Raw genomic sequence first — 25,802 nt, forward strand, 5'->3', positions numbered from 1 at the left:
TCGCCCTTGTCATGCTCAGGAGCCGCCAAGACTTTTGACAGCTTCAACCATTTTGGAAAGCACGGCCTGTGCATCTCCAAATACCATTGTGCAGTTCTTCTGGAAGAAGAGCGGATTCTGCACGCCAGAATATCCAACGCCTGTACCACGTTTAATGACAAAGACCTGATGCGCCTTGTAAGCATTCAAAATAGGCATGCCATAAATGGGAGAGGATTTATCGGTCAGGGCTTCTGGGTTCACCACATCGTTCGCGCCAATAACCAGCGCAACATCCGTTGTGGCGAAACTATCATTTATGTCATCCATGTCATAAATCATGTCATATGGCACGCCAGCTTCGGCCAGCAGAACGTTCATATGTCCAGGCATACGGCCAGCAACGGGGTGGATGGCAAACTTAACATCTACACCATCGGCAACAAGAATTTTGACAAATTCGTAAAGTTTCTGTTGTGCCTGTGCCACGGCCAGCCCGTAACCGGGAATAATGATCACGCTAGATGCATAACGCATGGTGGTGGCAGCATCTGCTGGATCAACAGAATGCATTTCACCTTGCGGGCCTTTGGCGCTGCTGGTGCTATCACCAAAGTTGCTAAACAACACGTTGGTGAGTGAGCGGTTCATGGCCTTGGCCATCAGCACAGTAAGCAACGTGCCAGCAGACCCTACAACCATGCCTGCAATCATCAGGGCGGGGTTGTTCATCACATACCCTTCAAGCCCAACAGCCAGCCCGGTAAATGCGTTGTAGAGCGAAATAACGACCGGCATATCGGCGCCACCGATAGGCAGTGTCATGCACACGCCAAATAGCAAAGCCGCCAGGAAGAACAGATCCCGCGGGAGTTCCCCCATCGGTGTGGCATACTGCATGACCGTAAGTGCGCCCAACACCAGAGCAATAAGAAACACCCCGGCATTGAAAATGCGCTGACCACCAAAGCGAACAGGCTTTTTCATCCGCCCGTCCAGCTTGGCCCATGCGATAATGGAACCGGTAAGTGAAATACACCCGATAAGCGCACCCAAAACGGTAATGGTGAGGTGCAGGGGGGATGTTGGATCATCGCTTAAAAGTTCTACAGCCGCCAAGCATGCAGCAGAACCACCGCCCATACCGTTAAAAATTGCAACCATCTGCGGCATGGCTGTCATTTGCACAGTACGGCCACGCCAACCAGCCCATGCGCAACCCAGAACCAGAGCCAATACAGCCAGTACCAGATTTACCAGAAGGTGCGGTTTTGCGGCTTCTGTTACGTTAAATAAATTTAGAAAAGTTGCTGTAATAACAAATATCATACCGTAACCGGCTGTAACAATACCAGATACAGCCGTAACGGGGGAGGACATGGCTTTCAGCCCGTAAATAAACAGGCCGGCAGCAATAAGGCCACTTAGGCCCACAATGTATTCAATAAACATTTATTGCTGTTCCTTCTTGGCGGGGACCGGTTTTTGGCTGGGCCGGAACATGGCAAGCATACGGTCTGTTACCACATAGCCACCCATTACGTTGCCTGCGCCTAGAAAAACCCCAATAAAACCAATAATCTGTCCGGAAATGCTGGTTGCATTAAACAACGCATCCAAAGCACCAACAACCACAATACCGTGGATAAAGTTGGAGCCAGACATCAGGGGCGTATGCAGAATGGATGGCACGCGGCTGATCACCACATACCCGGTAAAGGCCGCCAGCATGAAAATGTATAAAGCGATAATAAAGGTCATGGATGTTGCGGTAATCATGATGCTTTCTCCACCGGAGCGCTTTCGATAAACTGTTTGATGGCATCATTGGTTATTGCGCCATCATGCGTAAGGGTGGTGCCTTTAATGACATCATCCGTAAAATCAGGTTTTAGCGCGCCGTCATGCACGACCTGTTCTAAAAGATTGTAAATATTCTTGGCATAAAGCTCACTCGCCTGTGCAGCCAGGCAGGATGGAAGGTTGGTTGGTCCCACCAATGTTACCGGCCCAACTTTAATAATTTCTCCGGCTTTTGTGCCTTCACAGTTTCCACCATTGGGGGCGCCCATATCTACTACAACAGAGCCTTCCTTCATGGCGGCCAACTGGTCTGCATCAATCAGGCGTGGTGCATGTTTGCCGGGAACGGCTGCTGTGGTGATAATCAGATCAGCCTGTGCAATATGTTGGCTGAGTGCAGCACGCACTTTTGTTTTTTCTTCAGGTGTCAGTTCACGGGCGTAGCCACCAGCGCCTCGGGCATCCACGCCGGTATCTACAAAGCGCGCACCAACGGATTCAGCTTCTTCCTTGGTTTCGGGGCGCACATCATAGCCTTCGCACACAGCGCCAAGTCGATGCGCTGTTGCCAAAGCCTGCAAGCCGGCAACACCCAACCCCATTACCAACACACGTGCAGCTCGGAGCGAGCCAACGGCAGTTGTCATCATGGGCAGAATTTTCTGCATATGCACGCAGCCCAGCAGAGGTGCGTAATACCCGGCCAAGGCTGCCTGGCTGGAAAGCGCATCCATGGCCTGTGCCCGGCTGATGCGCGGAATAAGCTCCATGGCAAATGTGGTAATCTTGCCATCGCGCAAAGCTTTGACCAGATCGGGCTGTGTTTTGGCGTAAATGAAAGATACCAGCAGGCTGCCGGGCTTCATTTTTTTCACCGTATCCACGCTGGGTGGCTGCACAGCCAACACAATATCTGCATCTCCCAGAAGTTTCTGCTGATCCGCTTCTGTGGTGACGCCAGCCTGGGTGTATGCTGCATCCGTATAGGTTGCAGCGGCCCCTCCGCCCTGTTCCAGAACCAGTGAGGCTCCAAGTTTGGCAATGCGTTGGGCGACTGATGGAATCATGGCAACCCGTCTTTCATCGGCTGCCGTTTCCTTCAGAATTGCAATTTTAAGTGTCACGGTCTGTTCCAAACTCTGTTGTAAAAGTTGGGCAAAGGTCAGAACAGGTTTTGCATCCTGCCTGAGGCACAAAAGTCATGATACTACGGCGCGCAGGGAGGCTGCAATGATGTGTATCAAAAAATATAGTCATAGTGTTCAAGTAATTTATTGTATTTTTGTTTAGCGCTGGCCTGCCCCTTGTTCCGTATGTCGTGCGCTTAAACGGCTCACCATGGCAGTGGGTTTCTGTTTCGGGTGGGTATCAATGTTTTGGGGTGTGCAGAAAAAAGCCGCGGGGCGTGCAATCACCGGGGCAGCTGCCCGTGGCAGGCAATTCCATTTGGTTGCGTAATGGTCTAGGGTCTGCCGCCATCAGGCCATATATATGGCCGACATATATACAAGATCAAAAGCAGGTGGATTATGGGATATCGGGTTGCTGTTGTAGGCGCGACTGGAGCCGTGGGGCGTGAAATCCTCAAAACACTGGCGGAGCGGGAATTTCCGGTTGATGAAATTGTGGCTCTGGCCTCGCCGCGTTCTGCCGGGCGGGAAGTTTCGTTCGGAGATCAGGTTCTGAAAGTGCAGAACCTTGAAACATTTGATTTCACCGGATGGGACGTTGGACTGTTTTCTCCCGGTGGCTCTGTGTCTGCAAAATATGCACCCATTGCAGCCAAGGCAGGCTGCGTGGTGATCGACAACACCTCTCACTTCCGTATGGATCCGGATGTGCCGCTGGTGGTGCCAGAAGTAAACCCGAACGCCCTTAAGCAGATCAAGCGCAACATTATTGCCAACCCCAACTGCTCTACCATTCAGATGGTAGTGGCACTTAAGCCGCTGCATGATCTGTTCACCCTCAAGCGGGTTGTGGTGTCCACCTACCAGGCGGTTTCCGGTGCAGGTAAGGATGGCATGGATGAACTGTTCGCCCAGACACGCGGCACCTTTGTGAATGACCCACCCAAGATTGAGCAGTTCCAGAAGCAGATCGCCTTCAACTGCATTCCGCAGATTGATGTGTTTATGGATGATGGCGCGACCAAAGAAGAATGGAAGATGCGAGTCGAGACAAAGAAAATTCTCGACCCGGATGTAGACGTGATTGCCACCTGTGTGCGTGTGCCCGTGTTTATTGGTCACTCTGAATCTGTTGTGGCTGAGTTTGAAGAACCCGTTGACATCAAGCGCGCCTACGAAGCCCTGCGTGAAGCAGAAGGCGTTGTGGTGCTGGATAAGCGTGAAGATGGTGGCTACGTGACTCCGATTGACTCGGTGGGTGAAGATGCAACCTACGTTTCACGCCTTCGTGTCGATCCAACAGTTCCCAATGGTCTCGCATTTTGGTGTGTGTCCGATAATCTGCGGAAAGGTGCGGCTTTGAACGCGGTGCAGATTGCCGAAACCATGATTGCTCTCGATCTCCTGCCCAGACACGGTTGAGTGAGAATCCCGCCCCTCTCGGCCTCGTGTTGGTCTGTTGAATTGACCGGCCAGAGGGGTGGGGCGTAGGACAAAAACGATGCAAACGCCGGATCCAGCCGGCGCTACGGGATAGAGACGGGGTACGAGGCAGACAATGCAGGATATCCGCAAGGCCCTCTATGTAGGGAGCCGAAGTGACGGCAGACTTATTCAGCGGCCCATGTCGCCGCATTTACAGGTCTACCGTTATCGCCTTTCCATGGTTCTTTCCATTATGAACCGTATTACGGGCGTTATCGCAACAGCAGGTGCAACACTGGGTGTGTTCTGGCTTGGGGCTGCGGCCAAAGGGCCAAAAGCCTTTGCTACAGCGCGTAAGGTTACGGGCAACCCGCTTGGGCAGCTTGTGCTACTTGGTTGGCTGGCATCTGTTATTTACCACACGGTTGGCGGTATTCGCCATCTGATCTGGGATAGCGGTTACCGGTACGACAAAAAGGAAGTTAACAAGGATGGCCCGGTAGCCGTGGGTGTTACCGCTGGTGTCAGCACTGTTCTGGCGGCTGGCCTTCTGGCTGTTTCCATTTGTCGCAAACGCAGCCGCGCCAAAGCAGGAAAGGTGTCCTGACATGAATGCTTCTGCTCCTCATATTGAAGTCATGCGCTCCCAGCTTGGGCGGGCACGCGGGCTTGGGGCCGGGCATTCCGGTGTAGGCCATTGGTGGGCCGAACGTGTAACGGCAGCTTCTCTGCTTCCACTTTCAACGTGGTTTGTGGTGCAGATGTTCCGCCTTGGCGGCGCAGATCATGCAGAAGTGGTGAAGTGGGGCGGCAAGCCCGTAAACGCGACCATGCTGATTGCCCTGATCATCACCACTTTCTACCATGCTCAGCTTGGGCTGCAGGTCATTGTGGATGATTACGTGCATGGCAAGGCGCATCTGCCTACCCGGCTGCTTGTTAAAATCGGCACCTCCTTGTTGGGGCTGCTGGGCGTAATTGCCGTTATCAAGCTGTTTGTGCGCGGTAGCACTGCCAAATAAGCCGGGCACCGCCTTATAGAATCAAGAGCCTGTGCCGCCAGCGCCCCAAAGCCTGAAGCGCTGTGGCACGAACCTGAAAAGACTGACAGGCCGAACGCAATGGGAGCGCCGTCACGATGAACGCCAATACCTCTCCGTTACGGGGAGCTTACCGAATTGTTGATCACGCTTATGATGTTGTGGTTGTGGGAGCAGGTGGTTCGGGCCTGCGTGCAACGTTGGGAATGGGCGCCGCAGGGCTAAGCACCGCATGCGTTACCAAGGTTTTCCCAACACGTAGCCATACTGTGGCTGCACAGGGGGGCATCGGGGCTTCTCTGGGTAACATGGCCGAAGATAACTGGCGCTGGCACATGTATGACACCGTAAAGGGGTCTGACTGGCTGGGCGATCAGGACGCCATTGAATTTATGTGCCGTGAGGCCGTGCCTGCTGTGCGCGAACTGGAACACTTTGGTGTGCCGTTCTCCCGCACGGAAGATGGCAAGATTTATCAGCGCCCCTTTGGTGGGCATATGAGCGATTATGGCAAGGCGCCTGTGCCACGTGCCTGTGCTGCGGCTGACCGTACCGGCCATGCCATTTTGCACACGCTGTATCAGCAGTGCCTCAAGCACAATGTTGAATTTTTTGTCGAATATTTTGCCATTGATCTCATCATGGATGAGGAAGGTGAATGCCGTGGCGTGATGGCCTGGTGCCAGGATGATGGCACAATCCATCGTTTCAACGCCAAGATGGTTGTGCTGGCTACCGGCGGTTATGGCCGTGCGTACCAGTCCTGCACCTCTGCCCATACCTGTACGGGTGATGGTAACGGTATGGCCATGCGTGCGGGTATTCCTACGCAGGATATGGAATTTGTGCAGTTCCACCCCACCGGCATCTATCCAGCAGGCTGCCTGCTGACAGAAGGCTGCCGTGGTGAAGGTGGTTATCTGACCAACTCCGAAGGCGAACGCTTTATGGAGCGTTATGCGCCAACAGCCAAGGATCTGGCCTCGCGCGATGTGGTTTCTCGCGCCATGACAATCGAGATCAAGGAAGGCCGTGGCTGTGGTCCGAAAAAAGACCACATCATGATGCACCTTGAGCACCTTGGGTCTGATCTTCTGCACCAGCGTTTGCCGGGTATTATTGAAACGGCACGCATCTTTGCCGGTGTGGACGTGACCAAGGAGCCCGTGCCGGTTCTGCCAACCGTGCATTATAATATGGGTGGTATTCCCACCAATATTCATGGTGAAGTGGTGCGCCCAACTCCGGATAACCCGGATGCAGTTGTGCCGGGCTTGATGGCTGTGGGTGAAGCGGCTTGTGTTTCCGTGCATGGTGCAAACCGTCTGGGCACAAACTCTCTGCTGGATCTTATCGTGTTTGGCCGTGCTGCCTCCCGTCGTGCTGCGGAAGTGGTGAAGCCAACAGACTTTACCCGTCCGCTACCTGCTGGTGCTGGTGAAGCTGCGCTGGATCGGCTGGACCGGCTGCGTTACGCCAAGGGTGGCACCAAGGTTTCTGCCCTGCGTGAGCGTTTGCAGCGCGATATGCAAACACATGCTGCTGTGTTCCGTACGCAGGAAAGCCTGCAGGAAGGCGTGGACAAGATTCGCGATATCTGGACCGGCGTGAGCGATATCTCTGTGGCAGATTCCTCCCTGATCTGGAACAGCGATCTGATGGAAGCGCTGGAGTTTGAAAACCTGCTGGCAAACGCCACTGTCACGCTGGAAAGCGGCCTAGCGCGGCATGAAAGCCGTGGGGCACACGCGCGGGATGATTATCCTAACCGTGATGACAAGGAATGGCTCAAGCATTCCGTATCGTGGCTGGATGACAAGGGCGGCGTGAAGCTGACCTACCGTCCGGTGCATATGAAGACCCTGACCGATGATGTGCAGGTCTTCCCACCCAAAAAGCGCGTTTACTGATTTATCGGAACGAACGGGCGATAAAGGGAGGCGAACATGGTTGAACTCAGACTGCCGCGCAATAGCACGATCGGGAAAGGTAAAACCTTTCCCGCACCAGCCGGTGCAAAAAATGTCAGAACATTCCGGATTTACCGCTGGACCCCGGATGATGACAAAAATCCGGTTATTGATAGCTACGAACTTGATCTGGATACCATCGGGCCAATGGTGCTGGATGCCATCATCCACATCAAGAACGAAGTGGACCCCACACTGACATTCCGACGCTCCTGCCGTGAAGGGATTTGTGGGTCCTGCGCCATGAATATTGATGGGGAAAACACGCTTGCGTGCCTGAAACCCATCAAGGACATCAAAGGCGATGTGCGCATCTATCCGCTGCCGCATATGCCAATTGTAAAAGATCTGGTGTCCAATCTGGATGGTGCTTATGCGCAGTTGCGCTCCATCCAGCCTTGGATGCAGGCAGACAGTGCTCCTCCGCCAGATTCCGAACGGAAACAGAGCATTGAGGAGCGTGCCAAGCTGGACGGGATGTGGGAATGCATTCTGTGCTTCTGCTGCACAACGTCTTGCCCATCCTATTGGTGGAATGGTGACAAGTATTTAGGCCCAGCCGTTCTTCTGGCAGCGTATCGGTGGATTGCCGATAGCCGTGATGAACATACAGGTGACCGTTTGGATGGGTTGGAAGATACCTTCAAGCTGTATGCGTGCCGTACGATTATGAACTGCACCCAGACATGCCCGAAGGGTCTGAACCCGGCCAAGGCTATTGGGCGTATCAAGGAGCTGCAACTGGAACGCAAAGTCTGATTTTTCGCGTTTCCAGGTAGTAGACTTACAAAAAACCCGGTATGGCTTTGCCCTGCCGGGTTTTTTGTAACCTAAGCGAAGATAGCCCATCTTCCCGGCCTTCTGCATTGACGGCAGCGGAGGAAGGTGAAACATGAAGCCTGCTAGAAGACGATCTGTTTGGTAGTGAGGTTTTTCGTGTTTGACGGCCATCTTTCTTCATCATCTGGCCGTGCGCGGGCCTGGACTGACAGCCTGTTTGTAGATCACGCCATTTTTCGCCTGATGTGGACCAACTTCCACGCGGTTATTCCAGGCAAAGTATATCGGTGTAATCACCCAACTCCAGCGCGTTTGAAAAGAGCCATGGAGCGGTTGGGCTTGCGTACATTGGTGAACTTACGTGGGCATAGAAAATGCGGGTCTGATGCTCTTTCCCGCAATGCTGCACGCGGCCTTGGTTTGCACCATGTAGATATGGCGTTTGAAAGCCGTGGTGCGCCCCATAAGGACAGAATTCTACGTTTTGCAGATATGTACCAAAAGCTAGATTTTCCAATACTGATGCATTGTAAATCGGGCGCAGACCGCGCCGGTTTGGCATCTGGGTTGGTTGTGTTGTTTGAGGGAGGGTCTGCCCAACAGGCGCTTAAGGAACTATCTTGGAAATACGGACATTTCCGGAGTTCTCGCACAGGTATTCTGGATGCGTTTTTCCTGCATTATCAGGCGGAGGGAGAAGGCCGCATGCCTTTTCTTGAGTGGGTGCGGAATGAATATGATGAGCACGCTTTAAAAGAAGAGTTTGTAGCAAATAAGCTGTCTTCTTTTCTGACAGATCAGGTTTTGCGGCGCGAATAGGCGCTGCAAAAAAGATTACGGCTCCCATAATTCTTTTTGATGATAAGGCCATGATCTCACCATGGTTCCTCATAAACCTGTGCCTGTTCTGGCCGTTGTAGCTGCACTGCTTTCATGGGCATGTGCGTATCCTGTTGTGCGGCTGGCAATTCCGTTTTTTGCGCCAGTTCCGTTAGCTGCCGCCCGTTATATGGTGGCGGCATGCCTTGTTATATGTTGGTTGTGTGTAAAGCGCCCGCAGTTGCCACGGCTAAAGGATCTTCCACGCTTTCTGGTATGTGGCGGCATTGGCATTGCGCTTTACAACATTCTTTTCAATACAGGTGAGCAGACAGTTTCTGCTGGTGCGGCCAGCCTGTTGTTGAATACAGCTCCTTTTTTAGCCGCTATTGCCGCTGTTCTGTTTTTAAATGAACGCCTGACACGATGGGGGTGGCTAGGTTCTCTCATCAGTTTTACTGGTGTGGTGATTATTGGCAGCGGCCAACCCGGTGGCCTAGGTTTTGGTTCTGGCACCACAGTTATGCTGGCAGCGGCCTTATGTTCTGCAACTTACTATCTGCTCCAACGGCCTTTGGTAACGCGCTACGGTGCGCTGGTGACCACAGCCTATATTTTGCTGATTGGCGCCTGCTTGCTGTTACCGTGGCTCCCCAGCGCCGTAAGTACGCATAATGGTTGGCAAGCTTGGGCGTTGGTTGGGGTGTTAGGGGTATTCCCGTCTATTTTGGGGTATGGCGCTTGGGCGCATGTCGTGGGGCAGGTGGGGGTCGCTCGTTCTTCTGGGCTGTTATATTTGCTCTCTACTACAACGCTTTTGCTGGCATTTGTATTGGTGAGAGAAGTGCCAAATGCGCGCACTCTTATTGGTGGATGTATTGTTATGGTTGGCGTTGGGTTGATGCAAATGTATGGGCACCCACGCCCACAGTTAAAAACCGAAAAGACAGCATAAAAAAACCACTCCAGACACAAAATCTGGAGTGGTTTTGCAAGAACAGGTTTTAAAACAAAGTTGTGTTCTAAAACCCTATAAAACCGTGCTTAGATTGGCAGGGTTTTTTCCAGCGTCGTGCTGATAGCTGTTAGGCCGGGAAGTACCTTCCCTTCCAGCCATTCCAGAAAAGCTCCACCTGCGGTCGAAACATAAGACATTTTATGCAGAACACCTGCATGACGGAGGGCGGAAACAGTATCCCCACCACCGGCTACGGTTTTCAGTTTGCCTTCCTGCGTTAGCTGGGCTGCGGCCTGAGCTACAGCATTAGTGCCTTCATCGAACGGTGGCAGTTCAAACACGCCCAAAGGCCCGTTCCAGACCAGCGTTTTCAAACCAGACAGTTTGCTTTGCAGCAATTTTACGGTTTCTGGGCCAACGTCCAGAGCCATCCAGCCATCAGGAATACTCGTTACCGGAACAACCTGTGTAGGAGCTCCTGCAATAAAATCTTCCGAAATTACAACATCTACTGGAAGGACCAGATCGCAGTTTTTGGCTTGGGCCTGTTCCATAATCGTACGTGCTGTATCCAGCATGTCTTTTTCGATCAGGGATTTGCCAACCTGTAAGCCCTTGGCAGCCAGAAACGTATTGGCCATGGCGCCGCCAATAGCCAGCATGTCCACCTTCGCCAGCATGTTTTCAAGCAGCTGAAGTTTGGTGGAAATTTTTGCACCGCCCACAATAGCCCCTACAGGCCGTTCCGGGTTTTCTAGCGCAGCGTACAGGGCTTCCAGTTCCGCTTGCATCAATCGGCCACCATAAGATGGCAGATGGGCTGCAACGCCAGCGGTAGAAGCATGTGCACGGTGCGCGGCAGAAAAGGCATCGTTCACATACACGTCGCCAAGGCTGGCAAGAGCAGCGGATAAGCCTGCATCGTTCTTTTCTTCACCCGGCTGGAAACGCGTGTTTTCCAGCAACAGGATGTCTCCATCCTGCATAGAGCGTGCAGCGGCTTCTGCATCCGGGCCGATGCAATCATGCGCAAAACTGACAGGCCGCCCCAAAGCTGTAGCCAGAGCTGTAGCGATGGGCTGGAGCGACAGATCAGGCACCACCTTGCCTTTTGGCCGGTCAAAATGGCTCAGCAGGATAACCCGCCCGCCTTTTTCAGCCAATTCACGAATGGTGGGCACAACACGTTCAATACGTGTTTCATCTGTAACCTTCCCGTCCTTCATAGGTACGTTCAGGTCTACACGCAGCAGAATACGTTTGCCCTTGGGGTCAAGCGTATCCAGCGTGCTGAAGGGAAGTTCCGCCATTACAAGCTTCCGAACAGGGCTGCTGTATCAGACATACGGTTGGAGAAGCCCCATTCGTTATCGTACCAAGAGCAGACACGAACAAGCTTGCCGCCATCTACCAAAGCTGTCTGTGTGGCATCGAATGTTGAAGAGGCCAGCGCATGGTTGAAATCAGAGCTGACAAGAGGCGCATCAGAATAAGCCAGAGCGTTTTTCATTTTGCCGGAGTCTACAACGGCCTTGATGGCGTTGTTGACTTCTTCAACTGAAGTCGGTGCCTTTTTGGGCACGAAGTCCAGAGACACAATGGAAACATTAGCGGTGGGAACACGAATAGCCGTACCATCCAGCTTACCCTTAAGCTGTGGCAGAACCAAGCCAACAGCGCGCGCGGCACCTGTGGAGGTCGGGATCATGTTCAGGCCAGCAGCGCGGGCGCGGCGTAGATCCTTGTGCAGTGTATCCACTGTGCGCTGATCACCCGTGTAGGAATGAATGGTGACCATGTAGCCACGTTCAATTCCAAAGGTATCTTCCAGCACTTTAGCCATTGGGGCCAAACAGTTGGTAGTGCAGGAGGCGTTGGAGATCACGGTCATGTCCGGCGTCAGCACATCTTGGTTCACACCATAAACAATGGTGGCATCCACATCTGTAGCTGGCGCAGAAACAATTACCTTACGGGCGCCAGCCGTTAGCAAAGGCTGCGCTTTTTCCTTGGAGGTAAACAGGCCCGTGCATTCCATAGCCACGTCAACGCCCTGGAAAGGCACCTTGGAGGGATCACGTTCCGCAGAAACGGTAATGGGGTCCCATGTGCGACCGTTGGAAGTGACAATAATCTTGTTGCCATCCACCCGGATATCGGCAGGCAGGCGACCATGCACGCTGTCATAGCTTAGCAGATGAGCATTGGCTTCTACGCTGCCCAGATCATTGATAGCTACCGGCACAACATCGGTGCGTCCGCTCTCAATAATGCCGCGCAGCACAAGGCGGCCGATGCGTCCGAAGCCATTGATAGCGATTTTGACTGCCATGGTTTTCTTTCTCCGTTCTGTCGTTCTGTGATCTTGTGCGATCTTCTTATTGTTACAACGGCTCCCGCTCTTGCTGGCGGGAGGTAGGTGAGGGCGCCTGAAGGAACCTTTCTTCTACGGCGCCGGATGCACGCAAGTGTTTTAGAACCCGCGTACAAATCGCTCCGGCAGTAATGCCAAAACGTTCATACACCGCGTTGGCAGGGGCGGATACGCCAAAATCATCCATACCAACGAAAAATCCTTGGCTGCCCAGCCAGCGTTCCCATCCAAAACCCGATGCAGCTTCAATACCCACACGCAATACATCTGTGCCCAGAATAGCTGTTTTGTAAGCTTCGGGTTGGTTAGAAAATACTTCCCAACAGGGAATAGAAACCACCGCGGCCTGTACGCCGTGCTGCCGTAAAAGCTGCTGTGTTTCCAATGCAATGCTAACTTCAGGACCAGACGCCATAAGAGTGACATGCCGCGTGTTGCTGCCATGCAGAATGTACCCCCCACGGGCAGCAGAACCCTGCATAGGCACAGCATAGGAATGTTCGGGCGGGTTGGGGCAAAGCATGATAACAGCCGGCCCAGATTGCCAACGGATGGCTGCCTCCCAACAGGCAAAGGCTTCCTGCGCATTTGCTGGCCGAAAAACGGCCAAATGGGGCATAGCGCGTAGGCTGGCAAGTTGTTCCACAGGTTGCCAGCTTGCTCCATCATGGCTGAGAGCGAGCCCATCATCTGTTAAAAGATAGATAATTTTCTGGCGCATCAGTGCGGCCATGCGTAGCGCTGCACGCATACGGTCCACTGTAATCATGCTGGCAATGCCACAGGGCAAAATGCCACCATGCAAGGACATGCCATTCAACATTCCGGCCATGCCATGTTCCTGAATATTACAAGGCCAGTCTGGTTGGATGTGCGCTGCGGTAGATGTGCGCGGTAATGCAGATGTAGCCGTTAAGACTGTAAGTTCCGGGAGAAGGGCCGCAAGCGTATGCAGGCTGGTAATGGCGGCTTGTTGGGTGGAAGCCTGATGTGTGGGCTGCATGGCACGGCGGCAAAGTCTGCTCCAGTCCTCCATTAACAAGCTGGGTAATGTATTGGCAGTTTCACGCTCAAAAGCGGTGCGTTGGCGATGTCTGGCTAGCCGTTTGAGCCATGAACGGTATGTTGTGGCTCCGCGCCGGGCTGTTGGGCTCCACGGGCCTGTAAGTTCCTCTTCTGGCGATAGGCAAGGTTGTGGCCGGAAGGTTTGTGGGCTTTCAGGCAGCATACAGGCAATAAGCGTTGGTTTTTTAGCCCGCAAGGTGGCCGCCAGAGCGCCATTAATGGCGCTTAATTGCGATGCATCCACTTTGCGGATGCTCCACCCAGATGCGCTGAAACGTGCCAGAGAGTTTGCAAATTCGGTTCTATCTGCCCCCGGCGTAGGGGTAACCAGAACGGCCAGTTGAGTCAGCCCAAAACGCCCGGCAAGTTGTGCAGCTTCCATGGCAACGCCGGTTGCCAAATCCCCATCACGCGCCAGTACCCATGTGCGGTGGTTTACCAATGAACGCCCATAGCGCTTTGCCAGCAGATGTTCTGCAAGCGCCATACCAGCCGCAGCCGCAATGCCTTGGCCAGCGGGGCCGGGGGCAGTTTCTACGCCCGGATGCACCCCATATTCCAAGGGGGACTCGGAAAACGCATAAGTGCCGCTAAGGTGCAGCATGCCCTGCAATAAGGGATACAAGGTGGCGGAGGGCACAACAAACCTGTCCCGGTCGGGCCAATCAGGATGTGCTGGATCAAAACGCAGCACGCGGCACCATAGTGCCGTAACAGGCAGGCAAAGTGTTTGAAGCAACGCCAAATGTGTAGAATTTCTAGCTCTACCAAGCAGCAAGCGGGCTGCCGCACATAGGCGCAGCACAACAGTATCCTGCGCAGATAGGGCTGCCGCAGAAGGGGCGAATGTATGCTCTGTGAATGTGGCCTGTGCCATTGGAAAGAGAGTGTGGAACGAATTTTTGCTGCTGAAAAGGGTATGAAAAAGCCCAAAGGGCTTGCACCCGGTGCAGGAGAGCGCGAAAGAAACAGAAATGGCCCTGTAAAGCCATGTTGAATTGCCATTACACGTTCTGGTGGAGAACTGTCCTGTTATGCTGCCCGTTTCCCGAGTTACAGAAAAAGGGTCTTTTCTCCGTGTTGTTGTCGCGGGGTGTGTGCTGGTTGGCATGACAGGCTGCAAGCTGGTTGACCAAAAAACCTTCAACCCAAGCGCGGGCGTTGCGCCCAAGCCGTATATTCCGCCACCGCCGCCGGGGCCGCCGCCTGTGCCGCCATTGATTGAACTGGCAGCAGGCACCCCTGCATCGCAGTGGGAAGCACCAGTTGATCAGATTACGCGCCTTGCCCTTAGCCGTAAACCTGATGTTCTGTTTGTTGTCAGATGTCTGGTGCCGCCACAGGCCAATGCAGATGCGGAACAATCTTCCCTGATGAACTTGGTGCAGGGTGATGGTCGTGCTGTATTGCAAGAAATGATTAACGCTGGGGCATCGGAAGCACAGGTGGAAATGTCCGCTATGCCGGATTCTTCCGTGACGAAACCAGTTGTGCGGGTGTATGTGCGTTAAGGCAGCACTATATACACAAATGTGTGAACACACAGGCCAGACGGCCGATGGGTACGCGCCATGCCCCGACCGTTTCTGACGAGAAGCGAGGAGAAAGTTAGCGTGGGAGCGATAAAAAACGCCCGCCATCCTTTTTATGATCACTGCCATCAGGCTCTAGATCAGATCAAACATCAGGGGCGTTACAGAACCTTTACGCCATTGGCCCGTCAGGCAGAGCGCTTTCCTTTGTATGAAGAGGCCGTGCGCGATCTGCCGCAAGGGCGTGAAGTTATTGTATGGTCAACAAATGATTATTTGGGCATGGGCGTTGTGCCGGAGGTGCAGGACGCTGCTATCGCCGCCATTCGGGAACACGGAGCTGGCGCAGGCGGTACGCGTAATATTGCAGGCACAAGCCCGCTGCATACGCAGTTGGAAGCAGAACTGGCTTCCTTACACGGTAAGGAAGCCGGGCTGCTGTTTATTTCTGGCTATGTGTCCAACCAGGCCAGCCTGCAAACCATTCTGACATCCATGCCAGGTTGGATCTGTTTTTCAGACCGGCTGAATCATGCATCCATGATTGCGGGCATTAAAGGTGCACGCGGGTCTCAGACAGTCATTTACGAACATAATGACCTAAAAGATCTGGAAGAAAAACTGGCTGCAGCGCCAAAAGATGCGCCCAAATTGATTGCGTTTGAGAGCGTTTATTCCATGGACGGTGATATTTCCGATATTGCCGGAACCTGTGCGCTTGCCCGTAAATATAATGCACTAACCTATCTGGATGAGGTGCATGCCGTGGGCCTGTACGGTCAGGAAGGCGGTGGTGTTTCCCAGCGCGATGGTGTGGCCGATCAGGTTGATATTATCGAAGGTACACTGGCCAAGGGCTTTGGTGTGCATGGCGGTTACATTACGGCTTCTGCTGAAATTGTAGATTTCCTGCGTTCTACGGCTTCCGGCTTCATTTTCACCACAGCGCTGCCGCCACCGGTTGTGGCAGGAGCACTTGCCAGTGTGCGCAAGGTGCGTGCGGAAAATTGGCGGCGTGAGTCCATTTTTGAGCGTGTGAATACATTCCGCCATCGTCTGCGGGCTGCGGGTGTGCCATTCACCATGACGCCAAGCCATATTGTACCTATTCCCATTGGGGATGCAGAGCGTTGCAAGCGTATCTGCCGCCGCTTGCTGACTGAGTATGGTCACTATGCAACACCCATCAATTACCCGACTGTGCCGCAGGGTACGGAGCGCCTGCGTCTTACACCGGGGCCGTTTCACACGGATGAGATGATGGATGATCTGATTAATGCATTGAGTGTGTTGCTGCGCGAAGAAGGCGTTATGCCAGCCCGTCAGGCAGCCTGTTCGGCTGCATAAGAAAAGCCATTACGGCGGGGGAGGCAAAAGCCTACCCCCGCCGTAACAGGTTTTAGTGGCTGCTTTTTAGCTTTTCCACAGCGGCTTTGAGTTCGGATAGAGAAACTGCGCCGGGGATAATGGCCTGATCTCCAATAATGAAGGTGGGCGTTCCTTCCAGATTGATGGAGCGCGCCAGAGCAACATTTTTTGCCAGTGCTGTAGTGACGGCTGAGCTTTTCATGTCCTTCACCAGCTTGTCTGTATCCAGCCCTGCCTGACGTGCAGCATTCCGGATTCGATCCATCCCGGGTGCAGAAGAATCCGCCATCAGGATTTTCTGGAACGGAATGTATTTGCCCTGCAAGCCAGCGGCCATAATGGCTTGTGCATCCAGTGTGCTGTTTGGCCCTAAAACAGGAATAACCTTTTCTACCAGTCTCAGGTCTGGTTCTGCGGCAACAAGTGCATCTAGATCATCCAGAACCTTACGGCAGTAGGGGCAGCGAGGGTCATAAAACTCCACTACATTTAGGGTGCCCTGAGGGTTCCCAAGCACCACATCAGTAGAGCTCCCACCAAAAAGTGGTTTGTTATGGCGTACCAAGTCTAGCGCAGAGGCATTTTTCTGTGCTGCGGCTTGGTTTTGCAGGGAGGCAATTGCATCCGACAGAATAGAGGGGTCGGTTTTCAGGGCGTTGCGCGTGATGTTTACAATTTCGGCGCGCTGGGCAGGTGTAAAGCTGCTGTCTGCTGCACGTACTGGCGCGGAGTCCGCACAAAACAGAGCGGCGGCCAATGTGCCAGCGCCCACTGTAAGGCGGAAGAAAGATTTCAGATTCTGCATGGTGTCCTTGTCCATAAACTGGAATGGTATGGCACGTGCGGTCATTACGGCAAGGTTGGGCTGTTGCTGCCCGCCGTAAAGCAGGTTAATCCAGAGAGATACCATCCAGACGACTGCCCGCCGGACGGGCCCAGTAGTGGAGAAAGCAAGGCGTGGCCGCCCGTTCTATTATTCCCCGTTTTACGCGGTTTAAAACCGTGCTTTCTGGTTCTCGCAAGCGCGCGGGGGCTTTGGCTCTTGCGCTTACTTCTGTTTTGCCTGCCTGTAGTTCTGGCGGCCATATCGCACAGCCTGTGGAAACAGGATTTGTGGGAGAGGTTGTGGCGGATGAACCGCAGGCTGTTTTGGTGGGGCGCGATGTTCTGGCCAAAGGAGGCAATGCGGCAGATGCTGCGGCAGCCCTTGGGCTAGCTCTTTCTGTTACGCTGCCTTCCCGAGCCTCTTTAGGCGGTGGCGGTGCCTGTCTGGCATGGAAGCCGGGTGATAGTGCGGGGCAAGCTTTTGTATTTCTGCCCAGAGCCGGGTTGAATGATGCCGGTGCTGATCGTCCCGCTTCTGCTCCCATGCTGGCGCGTGGGCTGTATTTAATGCAGCTGCGCTACGGGAGTGTGGATTTTGCTGATCTGTTGTTGCCCGCTCGTAATCTGGCTTCCCGTGGGATGCCGGTAGGTGGGTTGTTGGCATCAGACCTTGCTGCTGTGCAGGCTCCTTTGCTGGCAGATGAAAAAACCCGGGCCATTTTTGGGAATGCCAACGGTAACGTGCTGGTAGCGGATGACGTGATGGTGCAGACACGTCTGGCAGGTGCGCTGGAGCGGATGCGCATTGCTGGTGTGGGCGATCTTTATGCCGGTGCGCTGGGCCAGACATTTGCTGATGCCGCACGTGCTGCCGGTGCTGGACTTACAACATTGGATTTACGCGCGGCTGTTCCCGTGGCGGCGCAGCCGCTAACGGCACGTGTTGATGGTATTGATATCAGCTTTCTGTCACCACCTGCAGATGGTGGGTTCGGTATGGCTGCGGCGTACCTTTCCAATGTTGGGCAAAATGGTGGCCGCGTAAGGGCGGAAACGGCTGTATCTGGTTGGCGTGCCCGGCAGGGTGCAAAAGGAGCAGCTACCAGTATTGCGGATGCACAGGCTCTTCTGAATTCTGGCCATATTCCCGCTGGATCTGTTCTGCCGGCTCTACCTGCTTCTACCTCTTTTGTGGTGACGGATAGACAGGGTGAATCTGTCAGTTGTGCGTTCACCATGAACAATCTGTTTGGCACCGGGCGTATTGCAGGCTCCACAGGCATTATGCTGGGGGCTTCCCCCGTGCGGAAACCTTTGCCTCTGCTACCAGTTGCTATTGCGCATCGTGGTAACCAGTTTCAGGCTGCGGCTACGGCATCTGGGCAAAATGTGGCTGCGGATACAGCGGCAGTTGCGTTGCAGGCTGCAATAGCCGGTAGCCGTCCACAGGTTACCAACGGTGTGGGACGTGCCAATTTTGTGTCTTGCCCAGCCGGTTTACCGGGGGATGGCAGCAAATGCTTTGGTTGGACTGACCCCAGAGGGTTCGGACTGGCTCTTTCTTCTGATCATGGGAAAAAGAGCTGATAATTTTCAGAATCTTAAAAGATGGCAAATGAATCTCATACTGCCATCTTGAAAAGTTGCCAATTTGTTCTTAATAGAACAGACAGAGATCGCAACATTAGCAAACAGTTTCTATAAAGTGGTTCCCCGGTACATTCGTTGCTGCCGCAGGGGCTTTATGGCAGAAATTGAACGCATAATCTTTCGTGTATGGTGCGTTATGCACATTTAAGGGCCTTACGTACATCTGGCAGTCCGGCCCACAGGAAGGGAATGGTAAAAATGGATAAGGCAAAGGCTCTGGAAGGCGCGCTGGGACAGATTGAACGTGCTTTTGGCAAAGGTTCTGTCATGCGCTTGGGGCAGCGGCCCAAAGTAGAGGCAGATGTTATTCCTACTGGTTCCCTTGGGCTGGATATTGCGCTCGGAATTGGCGGGTTGCCCCGTGGCCGTGTGGTAGAAATTTACGGGCCAGAAAGCTCTGGTAAAACCACACTTGCGTTGCATGCCATTGCAGAAGCACAAAAACGTGGTGGTACCAGTGCTTTTATTGATGCCGAGCACGCGCTGGACCCCGGTTATGCCAAAAAACTGGGTGTGGACGTAGATAACCTGCTGATCAGCCAGCCAGATGCTGGTGAACAGGCGCTGGAAATTGCAGATACACTTGTACGATCCGGTGCTATTGATGTGCTGGTGGTAGATAGTGTTGCAGCACTGGTGCCGCGCGCAGAATTGGAAGGGGATATGGGCGATAGCCATGTTGGCCTTCATGCGCGTTTGATGAGCCAGGCCCTGCGTAAGCTTACGGGCACGGTGGCGCGCTCCAATACTCTGATGATCTTCCTGAACCAGATCCGCCTGAAAATTGGCGTGATGTTTGGCAACCCGGAAACAACTACAGGTGGTAACGCCCTGAAGTTCTATTCTTCCGTACGTATGGATATTCGCCGCATTGGGTCCATTAAAGATAAGGATGAGGCAACAGGTAACCAGACGCGCGTAAAAGTTGTTAAAAACAAGATGGCGCCGCCTTTCCGTCAGGTAGAGTTTGATATCATGTACGGTGAAGGTATCAGTAAGGTGGGCGAACTGATTGACCTTGGCGTAAAAGCCGGCGTTGTTGAAAAATCTGGCTCATGGTTTTCATACGATAGCCAGCGTATTGGGCAGGGGCGTGAAAATGCCAAACAGTTCCTGCGTGACCATCCAGAAATGGCTGCGGATATCGAACGCCGCGTGCGTGAACACGCAGGCGTTGTTGCAGAGGCCATGATGGTGGCGCCAGAACACCATGAAGGTGACTAAAGTTCTTTAGCTTATAGCGCGGTAGAGCAGGCGGGCTTGTGCATCATAAGATGCCAGCACCGCCTGTTCTGCTTTGTTGGTAGGTGCATCCGTAAAGCCAGCTTTTTGCCAAAAGCCAATAGCATGGCGGGTGGATGTTAGTAAAAGAAGATGCAGCTTATGCTTGCGCGCAATGTGCTCGGCTAATAACAAAGCCTGCTGCGCAAACCCCCGGCCCCGTACTGTTGGGGAAAGGGCAAGATCATGAATGTACCAGCTATCTGCTTTATCAGGCAGAGCATGCAGTAATGTATTTAATGGTGGGGAAACAAGGCCTTGCCACGGATGGCTTATCAAGTAGCCAAGTACTTCTTTATCCCGCACAAGAGAAAAGCAGCCATCAGGTGCAAGTTTTAGGCGTTCTTCAAAAACGGCTAGATCTTCCATGTAATCAGGATGAGCGCGGGCAGTTAATGTCATAACACCGGCAAGATCATCTGGTGTCATGGAACGCCAAGTGGTATCTGCGCTGGGAGTCATATAGAATTTCCGTTTTTTCCTTATACAGTTATTCAACTCAAAGGCTGGTAACTGGAAAAGTGGGTAGGCATGACGGCACGAGTAAGACTGACATTGCGGCTGGATGCAGATGGTAAGCCTGCGTTGGGGCACGGTAAGATACATCTTCTGGAAAAGTTGGAAGAAACAGGCTCCATTTCAGCGGCAGGGCGTGCCATGGGCATGTCTTACCGTCGTACATGGCTGTTGGTAGATAATCTGAACCAGCTTTTTAAGGAACCTCTGGTTATCACGCGGCCCGGTGGTGGCGGTGGAGCGTTTCTAACGCCCACAGGCAAAACTGTTGTTACACTGTACCGTCAGATTGAAGATAAGGCTGCACAGGCAGCCCGTTCCGATATAGCGGAACTGGAAAGTTTATTGTCTGCTTGCCCACAAAAAACCTCACCAGAATGAGATGGGGCTATTCAGAACAATGAAAAAACCATCCCATAAAATTTAGCAAAAGAGCGGGAGACAGACGTGTCAGCAAATGTGCAGCGACGTGATGTAATCAAGGCAGGGGCAGGTGCTACTCTGGCTTCGCTGGTAGGAGGTGCCATTGGGCGGGCACATGCCGAAGGGCTGGTAAGTGCTACAGGTGCATTTGATGATAACACAGTTGCGCAGATTGCTCGCAGGTTGGCAAATGGACCTTACAAGGGACCAGATCAGACCTTACCAAAGGCACTCTCAAATCTGAACTTTGATCAGTTCCGGAGCATTGCCTACCGTCCAGACCGTGCTTTATGGACCGGCGATAATTTGGGTTTTGATGTGGAATTTTATCCGCGTGGTTTTTTATACAAGCCGCGGATCGAAATTTACGAAGTGCAAAATGGGCAGGCTGCTGCTGTCCCTTACTCTCCAGACTTGTTTACGTATGCAGATCCTTCTTTGCGGGTAGATGATAATCTGGGTTTTGCAGGTTTGCGCCTGCGTGCCCCTATTAATACCCCCGGTGTGATTGAAGAGTTCTGTGTTTTTCTTGGGGCATCGTATTTCCGTGCAGTGGGGAAAGATCAGATTTATGGGCTTTCAGCACGCGGCTTTGCCGATGGCACGGGTGACCCTAAAGGCGAGGAATTTGCCCTTTTCCGTGCCTTCTGGTTGGAGAAGCCTCAGCCAGGCGTGCAGTCTGTTGTTATACATGCACTGCTAGATAGCCCATCTCTTACAGGGGCTTTTCGTTTCACCATCCGTCCTGGTGAGAGCACGGTTTTTGATGTGCTATCCACATTATTCCCACGTACCAAAATAGAACAATCTGGCATCGCGCCACTTACGGGCATGTTCTATTTTGATGGGAATGATCGCAACCACATTGATGATTGGCGCCCCGCGGCACATGATAGCGAAGCCTTGCAAATGTGGACAGGGGCAGACCAACAGCTTTATCGCCCATTGCGCAACCCGCTTGATCTCCAGTTTTCAACGTTTTCCGATACCTCTCCGCGCGGTTTCGGCCTGATGCAGCGCAGACGTTCTTTTCATGATTATGAAGACCTGTCCTTACATTATGAAAAGCGCCCCTCCCTGTGGATTGAGCCCATTGGAGATTGGGGTTCCGGCTGGGTAGATCTGGTGGAAATTCCTACACCTAATGAAGTAAACGATAATATTGTTGCCTTCTGGCGGCCTAAGGAACCCTTGCAGGCAGGCAAGGAATATAGCTTCACCTATCGCATGTACTGGGGATGGGATGCGCCTTTCCCCACCCCACTGGCGCGTATTGGAGCCACACGTGTTGGTGCTGTGGTGGATGATAAGACCGCACGCTTCTTTGCCATAGATTTTGTGGGGGCACCTTTTGAGCATCTGCCAAAGGACACGCATTTTCACGTTTCTCCCCAAGCATCTGCGGGCACAATTCGCAATGTTGTTGTAGAGCCAAATCCGGAAATCAACGGTTGGCGTACAACATTTGAGTTTGTGCCGGGTGATGCCAAGGTGGCAGATCTAAGCTGTGCGTTGGAAACGGATGCAGGGCCAGTATCTGAACAGTGGCTGTACCGATGGACGCCGTAAACATGCCGGATTCTACACAAATGTTTCGTGCTCTCCCTTCAGAATCTCCGTTGGATATGCCAGTGCAGGATTTTCATGCTGCACCCAATATGGCAGGGCGTGGCCGCACGCCCGTTACCTCTCCACGGAATATTGTGCTGCGTCGGCTGGCAGTTATTGGATCAGCGCTGCTGCTGACGGCCTATGGGGCATGGCGCACGCATAAAGTGATGGATGAAGCAGGTGTTTCCACCTTGGGTGTGATCATGCTGCTGCTGTTTATTGCTCTGTTTATGTGGATTGCGCTGGCATTTACATCTTCTATTGCGGGCTTCTGTTCTCTGGTTGCGCATGGGGGGCTGGGGTTAGGTATCAGCAAGTCTGGTCCTCTGCCTCAGCTTACACGGCGGAACGCTGTTTTGCTGCCCACGTATAATGAGCCTCCTCGCCGCGTTATGGCGGGGTTGAAAGCCATTTACGACAGTTTGCAGGAAACGGGAGAGCTGTCTGCGTTCGATTTTTTTATTTTATCGGATACAACCAACCCAGATGTGTGGGTAGAGGAAGAAGTCGCATTTCTAGCACTGCGTGAAGAAACTGGCGGATACGATCATATCTTTTACCGTCGCCGCCATAACAATGTGGAGCGTAAGGCCGGAAACCTAGGGGAATGGGTACGCCGCTTTGGCGGAGCGTATGACCATATGGTTACGTTGGACGCAGACTCCGTTATGTCTGGTGCAACGCTGGTGCGTATGGCCGCAGCAATGGAGCGTAACCCGGGCGTAGGGCTGATACAGACACTTCCAGTTATTACTGGTGGCACAACGCTTTTTGCGCGTTTACAACAATTTGCAGGCCGTGTGTATGGGCCAGTTATTGCGTACGGTATTGCATGGTGGCATGGCTCAGAAGGAAATTACTGGGGCCATAATGCTATTATCCGCACACGTGCTTTTGCTGAACAGGCAGGCATGCCACATGTGCCGGGTAAACCACCTTTTGGCGGGCATATTTTGAGCCATGACTTTGTGGAAGCTGCTCTGATGCGCCGCGGAGGATGGGGCATTCATATGGTGCCAGCGCTTGATGGCTCTTACGAGGAAAGCCCACCATCTCTTACCGATGTTGCCATTCGTGATAGGCGTTGGTGCCAAGGCAACCTTCAACACGTCAAGGTTCTGCCAACAAAGGGGCTGCATTGGATTAGCCGGATGCATATGATTGTTGGCATTGGGGCTTATGTAACATCCCCTTTGTGGCTTGTGTTTTTGCTAACTGGTATTTTAATTTCCCTTCAGGCGCATTTTGAACGGCCTGAATATTTTGGTGAAACAAAACTTCTATACCCACACTGGCCACATGTTGACCCAGTGCAGGCGAAGTATGTGTTCATTGGCACCATGATTGTGCTGTTGGCACCAAAACTTCTTGCTTATATCGCGTTGTTGCTAGATAGGGAAAATTGCAAAGGGTGTGGCGGCGCCATACGTGCAGCAGGTTCCATATTGGTGGAAACGCTGATTGGTGGTTTGATTGCACCAATTGCTATGCTGATTCAAACGCTCGGTGTATTCTCTATTCTCACAGGCCATGATTCCGGCTGGAATGCACAGCGGCGAGATGACGGCGGTGTGCCATTTATGGATATTGTCCGCCAATATGGACGCTTTACCATTTTTGGTTTGTTATTAGGTGCTGGAGCATGGGTTGTTTCCCCCTCTCTTTTCTTCTGGATGACACCTGTTTTGTTGGGTCTGGTTTTTTCCATTCCTCTGGTGGCTTTTACCAGCAGCCGTAATGTTGGTCTGGATTTTCGTAAAGCTGGCCTTCTTTTGGTACCCGAAGAAACCAACATGCCGGATGTTCTTAAAAAAGTAGAGCAAGACCGCGAAAGTGATGAAGCTTCGGATCTTCCAGAAGACGCTTTGCGCGCTTTGCGGGCAGATGTAGGGCTGGCGCAGGCACATATGGCTATGCTGCCACCAGAACGTAAAGCAGGCGATCCTATCAATGTGGATCAGTTGGTTGGTTTGGTAAAACTTTCAGAATCCCACACGGTTTCTGAAGTTGAGCACAAGCTTACAGTCAAAGAAAAAGCTGCAGTGCTTGGTACACGCAAAGGCGTGGAAAGCGTTCTGCAACTTTCAGAGTAAATCTGGTGGATAAGACGGGAAGAAAAACAAAAATTCTTCCCCTCTTTTTTAATGAATACGCTGGCCGCCTACCCATACTTCCTGCACATGCAGGTTAGAATCCATCACAACAAAATCAGCACGTTTTCCGGCCTCTAATGTGCCGCGGTCATGCAGTCCCAGATAGTTTGCCGGATTGCGCGTTAAAAGCGCTACAGCTTCGTGCAATAGTGTTCCGGTATTTACGGCATTACGCAGTGCGACATCCAACGTCAGCACACTTCCTGCAAGGCTACCATTTGGCAAGCGTGCTGTGCCATTTTCTACAATCACGTCCTGCCCACCAAGTTGGCTTGGGCCATCTGGTAACCCAGCGGCACGCATGGCATCGGTTACAAAAACAAGCCGATCCGGCATTACGCGTTGAGCCAATTGAAATGTTGCTGGATGAATATGGTGTGTATCAAAAATCATCTCAGCGTAGGCATCGCTGCACATCAAGGCGGTAACAGGGCCGGGGCGTCGGCTTTCAATAGGGGGCATGGCGTTAAAGAGATGCGTGCCACCAGCCATGCCACCAGCTTTGCAAATATGACAAATAGCCTGGTGGGCTTGTTCATAACTGGCAACAGTGTGGCCAAGGCTTACGCGCACGCCTGATTTGGCAAAACTTTTCATGGCAGTTTGTGCATGGGGTAGCTCTGGTGCCAATGTCACCACGCGCACGCAGTTTGTGGCAAGAACTTCTGAAACTTTATCTGGTGTTGGTGGGATATTAAAAGGGGGCTGCGCGCCAAGTTTATGGGGGCTAACAAAAGGTCCTTCCAGATGTGCACCATGTATCATGGGGCCATTTGAAATTTGCTGCCCAGTAACTTCAGCAATCGCTTGCAGTGTGTTGATAACATCCGGCCAAGGGCTGGTGATTGTTGTAGGTAACAATGTTGTCGTGCCATGTCGGGCATGAAACCTGCTGAGTATATGAATGGCTTCTACGCCATCCATTGTGTCTGCGCCGTTGCCTCCGTGGATATGTCCGTCAATAAACCCAGGGAGAATATAGCGGTTCATTTCATGTTTAGTGGGCACGATATGCTGGATTGTGGTTTCGAAATTTATCGTTCCACTTACAACTGTATTTGGAAGAACAAGATTTCCAGAAAGTTCGGTCATATCAGTTA

At 52.7% G+C, this 25,802-nt stretch carries 23 protein-coding genes; 14 read left to right on the plus strand and 9 right to left on the minus strand.

Features of this window, described 5'->3' with window-relative positions; translation table 11 throughout:
• Nucleotides 1-15 precede the first annotated feature (15 nt).
• From A4S02_RS12330 to A4S02_RS12340, 3 genes are read right to left on the minus strand one after another with little or no spacing between them, the layout of a single operon-like run.
• Nucleotides 16-1,431: an NAD(P)(+) transhydrogenase (Re/Si-specific) subunit beta gene (locus A4S02_RS12330; RefSeq protein WP_070323949.1), complete on the minus strand. Its 1,416-nt coding sequence runs from the start codon at nt 1,429-1,431 to the stop codon at nt 16-18.
• The gene (locus A4S02_RS12335) at nt 1,432-1,758 is read right to left on the minus strand and encodes an NAD(P) transhydrogenase subunit alpha (RefSeq protein ID WP_070323950.1); all 327 of its coding nucleotides are present in this window, start codon (nt 1,756-1,758) and stop codon (nt 1,432-1,434) included.
• Nucleotides 1,755-2,906 (minus strand): NAD(P) transhydrogenase subunit alpha, encoded by a 1,152-nt coding sequence (locus A4S02_RS12340; RefSeq protein WP_070323951.1) that lies wholly within the window; start codon nt 2,904-2,906, stop codon nt 1,755-1,757. The genes A4S02_RS12335 and A4S02_RS12340 overlap by 4 nt, the downstream gene beginning before the upstream one ends.
• 405 nt (nt 2,907-3,311) lie before the next feature.
• Here A4S02_RS12340 and A4S02_RS12345 point away from each other — a divergent pair, with 405 nt between their 5' ends.
• From A4S02_RS12345 to A4S02_RS12375, 7 genes are all read left to right on the plus strand, one after another.
• Nucleotides 3,312-4,334, plus strand: a complete 1,023-nt coding sequence (locus tag A4S02_RS12345; RefSeq protein WP_003624937.1) for an aspartate-semialdehyde dehydrogenase — start codon at nt 3,312-3,314, stop codon at nt 4,332-4,334.
• 136 nt (nt 4,335-4,470) lie between these two features.
• Entirely contained in the window at nt 4,471-4,944 is a 474-nt protein-coding gene (sdhC, locus tag A4S02_RS12350) for a succinate dehydrogenase, cytochrome b556 subunit (RefSeq protein ID WP_012812271.1), read from the plus strand.
• A gap of 1 nt (nt 4,945) precedes the next feature.
• The gene (gene sdhD, locus A4S02_RS12355) at nt 4,946-5,359 is read left to right on the plus strand and encodes a succinate dehydrogenase, hydrophobic membrane anchor protein (RefSeq protein ID WP_019089027.1); all 414 of its coding nucleotides are present in this window, start codon (nt 4,946-4,948) and stop codon (nt 5,357-5,359) included.
• Nucleotides 5,360-5,475: 116 nt separating this feature from the next.
• Complete coding sequence (sdhA, locus tag A4S02_RS12360; protein WP_070323952.1) at nt 5,476-7,287, plus strand: succinate dehydrogenase flavoprotein subunit; 1,812 nt, start codon at nt 5,476-5,478, stop codon at nt 7,285-7,287.
• 36 nt (nt 7,288-7,323) lie between these two features.
• A complete protein-coding gene (locus A4S02_RS12365; protein ID WP_006116624.1) occupies nt 7,324-8,106 on the plus strand; it encodes a succinate dehydrogenase iron-sulfur subunit in 783 nt (260 codons plus the stop codon).
• Between the two features lie 177 nt (nt 8,107-8,283).
• Nucleotides 8,284-8,946: a tyrosine-protein phosphatase gene (locus A4S02_RS12370; protein ID WP_070323953.1), complete on the plus strand. Its 663-nt coding sequence runs from the start codon at nt 8,284-8,286 to the stop codon at nt 8,944-8,946.
• 61 nt (nt 8,947-9,007) lie between these two features.
• Entirely contained in the window at nt 9,008-9,901 is an 894-nt protein-coding gene (locus tag A4S02_RS12375) for a DMT family transporter (RefSeq protein ID WP_070323954.1), read from the plus strand.
• Between the two features lie 89 nt (nt 9,902-9,990).
• Here A4S02_RS12375 and A4S02_RS12380 read toward each other — a convergent pair whose 3' ends face one another.
• The 3 genes from A4S02_RS12380 to A4S02_RS12390 are packed head-to-tail and all read right to left on the minus strand — an operon-like array spanning nt 9,991 to nt 14,220.
• Nucleotides 9,991-11,214, minus strand: a complete 1,224-nt coding sequence (locus tag A4S02_RS12380; protein WP_019089023.1) for a phosphoglycerate kinase — start codon at nt 11,212-11,214, stop codon at nt 9,991-9,993.
• Nucleotides 11,214-12,236, minus strand: coding sequence for a type I glyceraldehyde-3-phosphate dehydrogenase (gap, locus tag A4S02_RS12385; RefSeq protein WP_019089022.1), 1,023 nt, complete (start codon nt 12,234-12,236; stop codon nt 11,214-11,216). The genes A4S02_RS12380 and gap overlap by 1 nt, the downstream gene beginning before the upstream one ends.
• 52 nt (nt 12,237-12,288) lie before the next feature.
• The gene (locus A4S02_RS12390; RefSeq protein WP_070323955.1) at nt 12,289-14,220 is read right to left on the minus strand and encodes a transketolase-like TK C-terminal-containing protein; all 1,932 of its coding nucleotides are present in this window, start codon (nt 14,218-14,220) and stop codon (nt 12,289-12,291) included.
• 157 nt (nt 14,221-14,377) lie between these two features.
• Here A4S02_RS12390 and A4S02_RS12395 point away from each other — a divergent pair, with 157 nt between their 5' ends.
• Both A4S02_RS12395 and hemA read left to right on the plus strand, forming a co-directional pair.
• Nucleotides 14,378-14,854, plus strand: a complete 477-nt coding sequence (locus A4S02_RS12395) for a hypothetical protein (RefSeq protein ID WP_019089020.1) — start codon at nt 14,378-14,380, stop codon at nt 14,852-14,854.
• A gap of 60 nt (nt 14,855-14,914) precedes the next feature.
• Nucleotides 14,915-16,222: a 5-aminolevulinate synthase gene (hemA, locus tag A4S02_RS12400; RefSeq protein WP_019089019.1), complete on the plus strand. Its 1,308-nt coding sequence runs from the start codon at nt 14,915-14,917 to the stop codon at nt 16,220-16,222.
• A 52-nt stretch (nt 16,223-16,274) separates the two neighbouring features.
• Here hemA and A4S02_RS12405 read toward each other — a convergent pair whose 3' ends face one another.
• On the minus strand, nt 16,275-17,153 hold the full coding sequence (locus tag A4S02_RS12405; RefSeq protein WP_070323956.1) for a DsbA family protein: 879 nt from the start codon (nt 17,151-17,153) through the stop codon (nt 16,275-16,277).
• A gap of 47 nt (nt 17,154-17,200) precedes the next feature.
• Here A4S02_RS12405 and A4S02_RS12410 point away from each other — a divergent pair, with 47 nt between their 5' ends.
• Both A4S02_RS12410 and recA read left to right on the plus strand, forming a co-directional pair.
• Nucleotides 17,201-18,655 carry a gamma-glutamyltransferase gene (locus tag A4S02_RS12410; RefSeq protein WP_070323957.1) on the plus strand — a complete coding sequence of 485 codons (1,455 nt, stop codon included), beginning with the start codon at nt 17,201-17,203 and terminating at the stop codon, nt 18,653-18,655.
• 261 nt (nt 18,656-18,916) lie between these two features.
• Nucleotides 18,917-19,942 (plus strand): recombinase RecA, encoded by a 1,026-nt coding sequence (recA, locus tag A4S02_RS12415; protein ID WP_322852839.1) that lies wholly within the window; start codon nt 18,917-18,919, stop codon nt 19,940-19,942.
• Between the two features lie 6 nt (nt 19,943-19,948).
• On the opposite strand, the gene A4S02_RS12420 is transcribed toward recA, so the two are convergent.
• Nucleotides 19,949-20,461: a GNAT family N-acetyltransferase gene (locus A4S02_RS12420; protein WP_070323959.1), complete on the minus strand. Its 513-nt coding sequence runs from the start codon at nt 20,459-20,461 to the stop codon at nt 19,949-19,951.
• 69 nt (nt 20,462-20,530) lie between these two features.
• Between A4S02_RS12420 and A4S02_RS12425 the strand changes: the two genes are divergently transcribed.
• The 3 genes from A4S02_RS12425 to mdoH all read left to right on the plus strand — a co-directional run bounded on the left by A4S02_RS12425 (nt 20,531) and on the right by mdoH (nt 24,642).
• Nucleotides 20,531-20,896 carry a winged helix-turn-helix domain-containing protein gene (locus tag A4S02_RS12425; protein ID WP_019089015.1) on the plus strand — a complete coding sequence of 122 codons (366 nt, stop codon included), beginning with the start codon at nt 20,531-20,533 and terminating at the stop codon, nt 20,894-20,896.
• 66 nt (nt 20,897-20,962) lie between these two features.
• Complete coding sequence (locus A4S02_RS12430) at nt 20,963-22,507, plus strand: glucan biosynthesis protein (protein ID WP_070323960.1); 1,545 nt, start codon at nt 20,963-20,965, stop codon at nt 22,505-22,507.
• 2 nt (nt 22,508-22,509) lie between these two features.
• Entirely contained in the window at nt 22,510-24,642 is a 2,133-nt protein-coding gene (gene mdoH, locus A4S02_RS12435; protein WP_208858889.1) for a glucans biosynthesis glucosyltransferase MdoH, read from the plus strand.
• Between the two features lie 48 nt (nt 24,643-24,690).
• Here the strand turns inward: mdoH and nagA are convergent, their stop codons facing one another.
• A complete protein-coding gene (gene nagA, locus A4S02_RS12440; RefSeq protein WP_070323962.1) occupies nt 24,691-25,794 on the minus strand; it encodes an N-acetylglucosamine-6-phosphate deacetylase in 1,104 nt (367 codons plus the stop codon).
• Nucleotides 25,795-25,802 lie beyond the last annotated feature (8 nt).

This window comes from Acetobacter ascendens, from assembly GCF_001766235.1.
GTDB classification, from domain to species: Bacteria; Pseudomonadota; Alphaproteobacteria; order Acetobacterales; family Acetobacteraceae; genus Acetobacter; species Acetobacter ascendens.

What these genes read in the sequence shown, in the direction of transcription:
- A4S02_RS12330 (WP_070323949.1), bottom strand. Translation starts at nt 1,431, where the DNA reads ATGTTTATTGAATACATTGTGGGCCTAAGTGGCCTTATTGCTGCCGGC.
- A4S02_RS12335 (WP_070323950.1), bottom strand. Translation starts at nt 1,758, where the DNA reads ATGATTACCGCAACATCCATGACCTTTATTATCGCTTTATACATTTTC.
- A4S02_RS12345 (WP_003624937.1), top strand. Translation starts at nt 3,312, where the DNA reads ATGGGATATCGGGTTGCTGTTGTAGGCGCGACTGGAGCCGTGGGGCGT.
- sdhC (WP_012812271.1), top strand. Translation starts at nt 4,471, where the DNA reads ATGCAGGATATCCGCAAGGCCCTCTATGTAGGGAGCCGAAGTGACGGC.
- sdhD (WP_019089027.1), top strand. Translation starts at nt 4,946, where the DNA reads ATGAATGCTTCTGCTCCTCATATTGAAGTCATGCGCTCCCAGCTTGGG.
- sdhA (WP_070323952.1), top strand. Translation starts at nt 5,476, where the DNA reads ATGAACGCCAATACCTCTCCGTTACGGGGAGCTTACCGAATTGTTGAT.
- A4S02_RS12365 (WP_006116624.1), top strand. Translation starts at nt 7,324, where the DNA reads ATGGTTGAACTCAGACTGCCGCGCAATAGCACGATCGGGAAAGGTAAA.
- A4S02_RS12375 (WP_070323954.1), top strand. Translation starts at nt 9,008, where the DNA reads ATGGTTCCTCATAAACCTGTGCCTGTTCTGGCCGTTGTAGCTGCACTG.
- A4S02_RS12380 (WP_019089023.1), bottom strand. Translation starts at nt 11,214, where the DNA reads ATGGCGGAACTTCCCTTCAGCACGCTGGATACGCTTGACCCCAAGGGC.
- gap (WP_019089022.1), bottom strand. Translation starts at nt 12,236, where the DNA reads ATGGCAGTCAAAATCGCTATCAATGGCTTCGGACGCATCGGCCGCCTT.
- A4S02_RS12390 (WP_070323955.1), bottom strand. Translation starts at nt 14,220, where the DNA reads ATGGCACAGGCCACATTCACAGAGCATACATTCGCCCCTTCTGCGGCA.
- A4S02_RS12395 (WP_019089020.1), top strand. Translation starts at nt 14,378, where the DNA reads ATGCTGCCCGTTTCCCGAGTTACAGAAAAAGGGTCTTTTCTCCGTGTT.
- hemA (WP_019089019.1), top strand. Translation starts at nt 14,915, where the DNA reads ATGCCCCGACCGTTTCTGACGAGAAGCGAGGAGAAAGTTAGCGTGGGA.
- A4S02_RS12405 (WP_070323956.1), bottom strand. Translation starts at nt 17,153, where the DNA reads ATGGTATCTCTCTGGATTAACCTGCTTTACGGCGGGCAGCAACAGCCC.
- recA (WP_322852839.1), top strand. Translation starts at nt 18,917, where the DNA reads ATGGATAAGGCAAAGGCTCTGGAAGGCGCGCTGGGACAGATTGAACGT.
- A4S02_RS12420 (WP_070323959.1), bottom strand. Translation starts at nt 20,461, where the DNA reads ATGACTCCCAGCGCAGATACCACTTGGCGTTCCATGACACCAGATGAT.
- A4S02_RS12425 (WP_019089015.1), top strand. Translation starts at nt 20,531, where the DNA reads ATGACGGCACGAGTAAGACTGACATTGCGGCTGGATGCAGATGGTAAG.
- mdoH (WP_208858889.1), top strand. Translation starts at nt 22,510, where the DNA reads ATGCCGGATTCTACACAAATGTTTCGTGCTCTCCCTTCAGAATCTCCG.
- nagA (WP_070323962.1), bottom strand. Translation starts at nt 25,794, where the DNA reads ATGACCGAACTTTCTGGAAATCTTGTTCTTCCAAATACAGTTGTAAGT.